The organism is Leptotrichia sp., from assembly GCF_057270615.1.
The window spans coordinates 1-5,604 of the sequence record NZ_DBHIXN010000084.1; the positions used below are offsets into that span (position 1 = coordinate 1).

At 29.4% G+C, this 5,604-nt stretch carries 5 protein-coding genes, 1 tRNA gene and 1 other RNA gene; all 7 read right to left on the reverse strand.

Going from position 1 to position 5,604, the window contains the following annotated elements:
- Positions 1–205 precede the first annotated feature (205 nt).
- Positions 206–1,189: a diphosphomevalonate decarboxylase gene (mvaD, locus tag ACO409_RS10015; RefSeq protein WP_485556889.1), complete on the reverse strand. Its 984-nt coding sequence runs from the start codon at positions 1,187–1,189 to the stop codon at positions 206–208.
- Positions 1,190–1,225: 36 nt separating this feature from the next.
- Positions 1,226–2,116: a mevalonate kinase gene (gene mvk, locus ACO409_RS10020; protein WP_485556890.1), complete on the reverse strand. Its 891-nt coding sequence runs from the start codon at positions 2,114–2,116 to the stop codon at positions 1,226–1,228.
- 95 nt (positions 2,117–2,211) lie between these two features.
- Positions 2,212–2,549, reverse strand: a transfer-messenger RNA (tmRNA) gene (gene ssrA, locus ACO409_RS10025).
- A 71-nt stretch (positions 2,550–2,620) separates the two neighbouring features.
- A complete protein-coding gene (locus ACO409_RS10030; RefSeq protein WP_485556892.1) occupies positions 2,621–3,136 on the reverse strand; it encodes a COG2426 family protein in 516 nt (171 codons plus the stop codon).
- A 250-nt stretch (positions 3,137–3,386) separates the two neighbouring features.
- On the reverse strand, positions 3,387–4,112 hold the full coding sequence (locus ACO409_RS10035) for a class I SAM-dependent methyltransferase (protein WP_485556894.1): 726 nt from the start codon (positions 4,110–4,112) through the stop codon (positions 3,387–3,389).
- Between the two features lie 180 nt (positions 4,113–4,292).
- Positions 4,293–5,306 (reverse strand): type I glyceraldehyde-3-phosphate dehydrogenase, encoded by a 1,014-nt coding sequence (gene gap, locus ACO409_RS10040; protein ID WP_485556896.1) that lies wholly within the window; start codon positions 5,304–5,306, stop codon positions 4,293–4,295.
- Between the two features lie 222 nt (positions 5,307–5,528).
- Positions 5,529–5,603: transfer RNA gene (locus ACO409_RS10045), tRNA-Gln, on the reverse strand.
- Position 5,604: the final 1 nt, after the last annotated feature.

The window sequence follows — 5,604 nt, forward strand, 5'->3', positions numbered from 1 at the left end:
TTCGATATTTTATACAAAAATTGTATCATAGGCATATCCTTTTTTCAATTTTTTTACAAAAAAAGCAATTCATCTCCCACTTATAGAAAGCCTACGACTTCTTGCTATCTTTTTGTTAAAATTATTGTCGCAATTTCAAATAATATACCTGCAACTATGTCAAATTTTCTTAATTTACCCTCATTATTCAAAAACCTTTCCAAAATCATAATTTAACAGTTTTACTTACAATAATCTTATATTTCTGCCCAAAAATCTCTGCCAATTTTTCCAAATTATCTTCTAGACAAAGCACCTTCACATTAGGTCCAGCATCCATTGTAAAATAGCATTTCTCCTCATTATTTCTCAATTTTTTTACAAAATCCATTGCTTCGTAAGTTTTTTCATTAAAATACGAAAATGGTGGATTTGCAGTTTCAGTTGTCTTGTGCATTCTAAGGGCATTTTCTTCTGTTAAAATTCCCACTTTTTCAAAATCATTTTCAGCAAGATATTTTTTCATATTTATAAAATCAATTTCAGACTGCTTTACCCATTCATCAAAATACGTCGAAGTTTTAGCACAAAGTTCCATTCCATTTCGACTTGAAATTTTCTTTTTATTTTCATTTAATACAAGCACAATCATCGCTAATTTCAAATCTGTCTTAACTTCATAAATCTCTCCAGTATCTTTGTCCCAAGCCGCAATTGGTCCAAAAAAACTTCTCGAAGAAGAGCCAGAACCAAATTTTGAAATTTGTGCAAGTTCAGATTGTGCATAATTTTTTCCAAAAAGTTCATTACAAGCCTTTATTACAGCTGACAAGCCACTCGAACTAGAAGAAAGTCCTGCAGCTGTCGGCATATTATTTGTTGTAGAAATTTTTACCTTCTGATTCCTATTTTCCCTAAACAAATCCACAACTTTACTAATCTTTTCCGTATGTACACTATCCTGCAATTCTTCATTTAAATAAAATAAATCCGTCATATCCCAAAATTTATCTTTACAATTTCCATTTTTTATTTCCTTTTCAACAGCAGTTTTAATATCCTCATCCTTTATAAATTCCATTTCTGTTTCTGTGAACATATCATTAAGAGTAAGGGAAATACTGCTTGTGGCAGGTATCATTTTTTCTGCATCTTTTTTCCCCCAGTATTTTACAATTGCAATATTAGCGTAAGATTTGACTTTTACCATTTTTTCTCCTTTATTTTTTCGTTAAATTTTTAAATATTAAATTTTTTCTACCCAAATATTCTCTGCTCCACATTTGGTAAATCCATCTTTTATCTTTTCTACAATTTCCAAATTTTTAGCAAGTGCAATTACACAGCCTCCCAAACCTCCACCAGAAATTTTTGCTCCACTTGCCCCATTTTCAATCGCTGTCTTTACAAATAAATCTGTCTTTTCAATAGTTATGTTTAACTTTCCAAGTTCTGTATTTGCCTTTGTCATAATTTTTCCCACTTTATCAATCATTTCACTTTTTGATTTGCTGTTTTCAGTTAAAATTTTAGCCATTTCATCTGTTAAATCTCCAAGTTTTTTTAATGGAATATCAGCTTTACTTCCAAGATTTTTCACATTTTGAATTGCTTCACCAGTATTCCCATAAATACCTGTATCTGCAATAATAAGATATGCGTCAAGATTTAAATCAATATACGAAAATCCTTTATTCTTTATAAATTTTATAGCTTTGCTACTAAGGCAAGTTTTTGCATCCAGACCGCTTGGTGTATTATGAGCTACTATTTCTGCCGTGTGAACCAGTTTTTCCAGCAATGTATCTTCTAAATCTTCTTCAAAATAATCAAATATCGCACGAATTGCCGCAATGCTAACTGCTGCTGAAGATCCCATTCCACGTTTTTGAGGGATTTGAGAAGTTATTTCATATTTTATTTTTGCATTTTCTTTTTTTAAATATTTTAACGCAGTAAAAATTGCAACTGAAAGTGTATCTGTTTCATTATAAAAAAAATTGCTTTTCGCCTCTTCTATTACACATTCAATCTCAATTTTTTTCAATGGAACAGCAATGGCAGGATAGCCATAAACGACAGAATGTTCTCCGATTAATATAATTTTACTATGTGATTTTCCAGTACCTCTTTTCATTTTTATTAAAATCTCCTATTTTTAATTAAAGAAAAACGAGCCTAATGACCCGCTTCTTTTAACCTATCTAAAATTTTACCTTTTATATTCTGTTTTGGTGGAAATGACGGGAATCGAACCCGTGTCCAAAATAGAAAGTCCTTACTATCTTCTACAAGTTTAGTCTATTTAACGCTTTAACCGTTAGATATTAAACAGACAAAAGTCTAAAGGCGAGATTATAGAATTTCCCTAAATGACATAATCATACATTTAGGTAAGCCATTAAAAATGACATCATCTAATGAGAAAATGGCGTTCCCAAAAGAGATGAGCCGCTATCTTAGGCAGCTAATGCGTAATTATCGTTTCCGATTATTTTTAAATGGATTTTAAAGCTCCCGCTTACTTGCCAATAATAATCTTTTTATCCTGTCGAAACCAAAACATTCCCTTAATAATATTTAACTTTAAGTCATTTTACCACAAAAATATTTATTTTTCAACAGCCTATTTAAAATTTTTTTAATGTTTCGGTGCAAAAAGGCTTATTACCCCATAAGATGCCATAGTCATTACTGCAGCAGCTATTATTACTCCCAATCCAATATAAAAAAATGATTTTTTTCTCTCAAATTGAAGCAAAGCCGCAATCAATGCACCTGTCCAAGCACCTGTCCCAGGAAATGGAACTGCCACAAACAGCATAAGTCCAATAAATTCCCCTGTTGCAAGCCCTTCACTACGCTTTTTAGCCCGATTTTCTATTTTTTCAATAAACTTTACCAAAATATTCCGTTTTTTCATAAATTCAAAAAGTTTTACCGAAAATAAAAGAATAAACGGCACAGGAAGCATATTCCCCACAACAGAAACAATCATATTCAAGTACCAAGGCAATCCAATAGCCGCTCCAACTGGTATCGCCCCACGCAATTCAATTACAGGAAACATCGAAATAAGAAATATTCCTATCATTTTATTCAAAAGCGGTGCCCCTATTAAAGTTACTTTTATAAAATTTGTAAAAGATTTCATCATTTTTTATATGATAAATATATAAATAATTATATAAAATACCATACACTCCTTTCTTTATATTTCTTTAGTCATTTGTAAAATTCTAAAAATTACAATAAACGCAGTATTTTTTGTTTTTCTCCACTCCTGATAAAGCTTCTTCCCCCACTTATGATTATTATATACTGCCATTATTCAATCTTTATTACTTTTACAATTGCTAAATTTATTTACATTATTTTTTATACTAAACTTTATTTTAAAAATAATATTAGACTTTTTTTGTAATTACAAATATCAATGGCTGTGATTTTTCCAAAATAAATTCTGTTTCATTAAAACCCCCAAACACCTTCACATCATCTATATTTAATTTCTTAAAAAAATCCATAAAATCAAAATAATTAACATTAACTAAAATTTCTTCATTTTCAAATTTTTCATCCAAAATAGTTTTAAAAATCACATTATTATCTGAATTTTTATAGTAAAAACGTTCAAATTTAACATTTTCATTCTGAATTAATGGTAAACTTCCTAAAAAATTAGATTCAAATTCTTGATTTTCAAAAAATTTATAAAAATTTATCAGCTGAATAATTAGTTTTCCATCATTTTCCAACTGTAAATAAGACTTTTTCAAAAACAAAAAAATCTCATCCTTATTATTTAAATGTGGCAACGTATTCCCAACATTTATTATTGTATCAAATTTTCCCAATTCATCAATTTTCAACATATCCAGATTTTTTACATCTATTCCCTTTTTTCCAGCCTGCTCAATAAGTTTTTCATTTATATCAATCGAAGTCACTTCAAATTTTTCATTCTTTAAAAATTTTGACAAATTTCCTGTTGCCGCTCCAACATCAAGAACTTTTTTTCCACTGACATATTTTTTAAAAAAATTTTTTTGAACATTTGAAAGAAAGAAAATAAAATCATACTTTTCTGAAATTGTATCGTAAAATCTTTTCATATTTTCTATATTTTTCATATTTTCTCCATATTTAAAAATTTTTTACTTTAAATGATTTCATCATAGTATAACACATATTTTACAAAATATAAATTTATTTTTTAAAAAGAAAATTTAAAATAATAAAAAATAAAAAAGAAAACCGACTATTTCTAGCCGATTTCCTAAAGTTGATTTTTTAGAATTTAATTAAATCAATTATTTAGCAATTTTGCTTGCGAAGTATCCTAATGTTCTAATTAATTGAGAAGTATAAGACATTTCGTTGTCATACCAAGATACTGTTTTAACTAATTGAACATCTCCATTTTGAACAATTTTAGTTTGAGTTGCATCAAATAATGATCCAAAGTGGATTCCAACGATGTCAGAAGATACTAATGGTTCTTCTGTATATCCGAATGATTCAGTTGATGCTGCTTTCATTGCTGCATTTACTTCATCAACTGTTACTTTTTTGTTTAAAATAGATACTAATTCAGTTAATGAACCAGTTGGAACAGGTACTCTTTGAGCAGCTCCATCTAATTTTCCATTTAATTCAGGAATAACTAATCCAATTGCTTTTGCAGCTCCTGTTGAGTTAGGTACGATATTTACTGCAGCAGCTCTTGCTCTTCTTAAGTCACCTTTTCTGTGTGGTGCATCTAATGTATTTTGGTCTCCTGTGTAAGCGTGGATAGTTGTCATTGTTCCAGTTACAATTCCAAATTTGTCATTTAATGCTTTAGCCATTGGTGCTAAACAGTTAGTTGTACAAGAAGCTCCTGAAATAACTGTTTCTGAACCATCTAAGATTTCGTGGTTTACATTGTAAACTACAGTTTTAACATCGCTTCCACCAGGTGCTGTAATAACTACTTTTTTAGCTCCTGCTTTTATGTGTTTTTCAGCTTTTTCTTTAGTTGCAAAGAATCCTGTTGCTTCTAATACTACGTCTACTCCTAAATCTCCCCAAGGTAATTTTTCAGGATCAGCTTCTGCGAAAACTTTAATTTCGTTTCCATTTACTACGAAAGCTCCTTCTTTAACTTCAATAGTTCCATTGAATCTTCCTTGAGATGAATCGTATTTGAATAAGTGTGCTAACATTTTAGCATCTGTTAAATCATTAATTGCCACTACTTCAAATTTGTCTGTTTGTTCTGACATTAATCTTAATGCTAATCTTCCGATTCTTCCAAATCCATTAATTGCTACTTTAACTGCCATTTTAATATACCTCCTAAAAATTTTAATATATATTAATATATTATTTCTTACATTTTGAGTATACCACATTTTTTTTGAATTTTCAACGGCAAAAATTAATAAATTTTATTGTTTTATCTAAAATACTAAGTCCTCAAAAAAATAAATATTAAATCATAATTTTTAAGTAAAAAAAAACTACTATAACCTAGTAGTACATATATTGCAATTTAATTTTTAAAATGGCTGGGCTGAATGGATTCGAACCATTGCATGCTGGAGTCAAAGTCCAGTGCCTTACCGCTTGGCGACAGCCCAA

Excerpts from the sequence above, each read along its gene's own strand:
- mvaD (WP_485556889.1), bottom strand. The coding sequence starts at position 1,189 with ATGGTAAAAGTCAAATCTTACGCTAATATTGCAATTGTAAAATACTGG.
- mvk (WP_485556890.1), bottom strand. The coding sequence starts at position 2,116 with ATGAAAAGAGGTACTGGAAAATCACATAGTAAAATTATATTAATCGGA.
- ACO409_RS10030 (WP_485556892.1), bottom strand. The coding sequence starts at position 3,136 with ATGATGAAATCTTTTACAAATTTTATAAAAGTAACTTTAATAGGGGCA.
- ACO409_RS10035 (WP_485556894.1), bottom strand. The coding sequence starts at position 4,112 with ATGAAAAATATAGAAAATATGAAAAGATTTTACGATACAATTTCAGAA.
- gap (WP_485556896.1), bottom strand. The coding sequence starts at position 5,306 with ATGGCAGTTAAAGTAGCAATTAATGGATTTGGAAGAATCGGAAGATTA.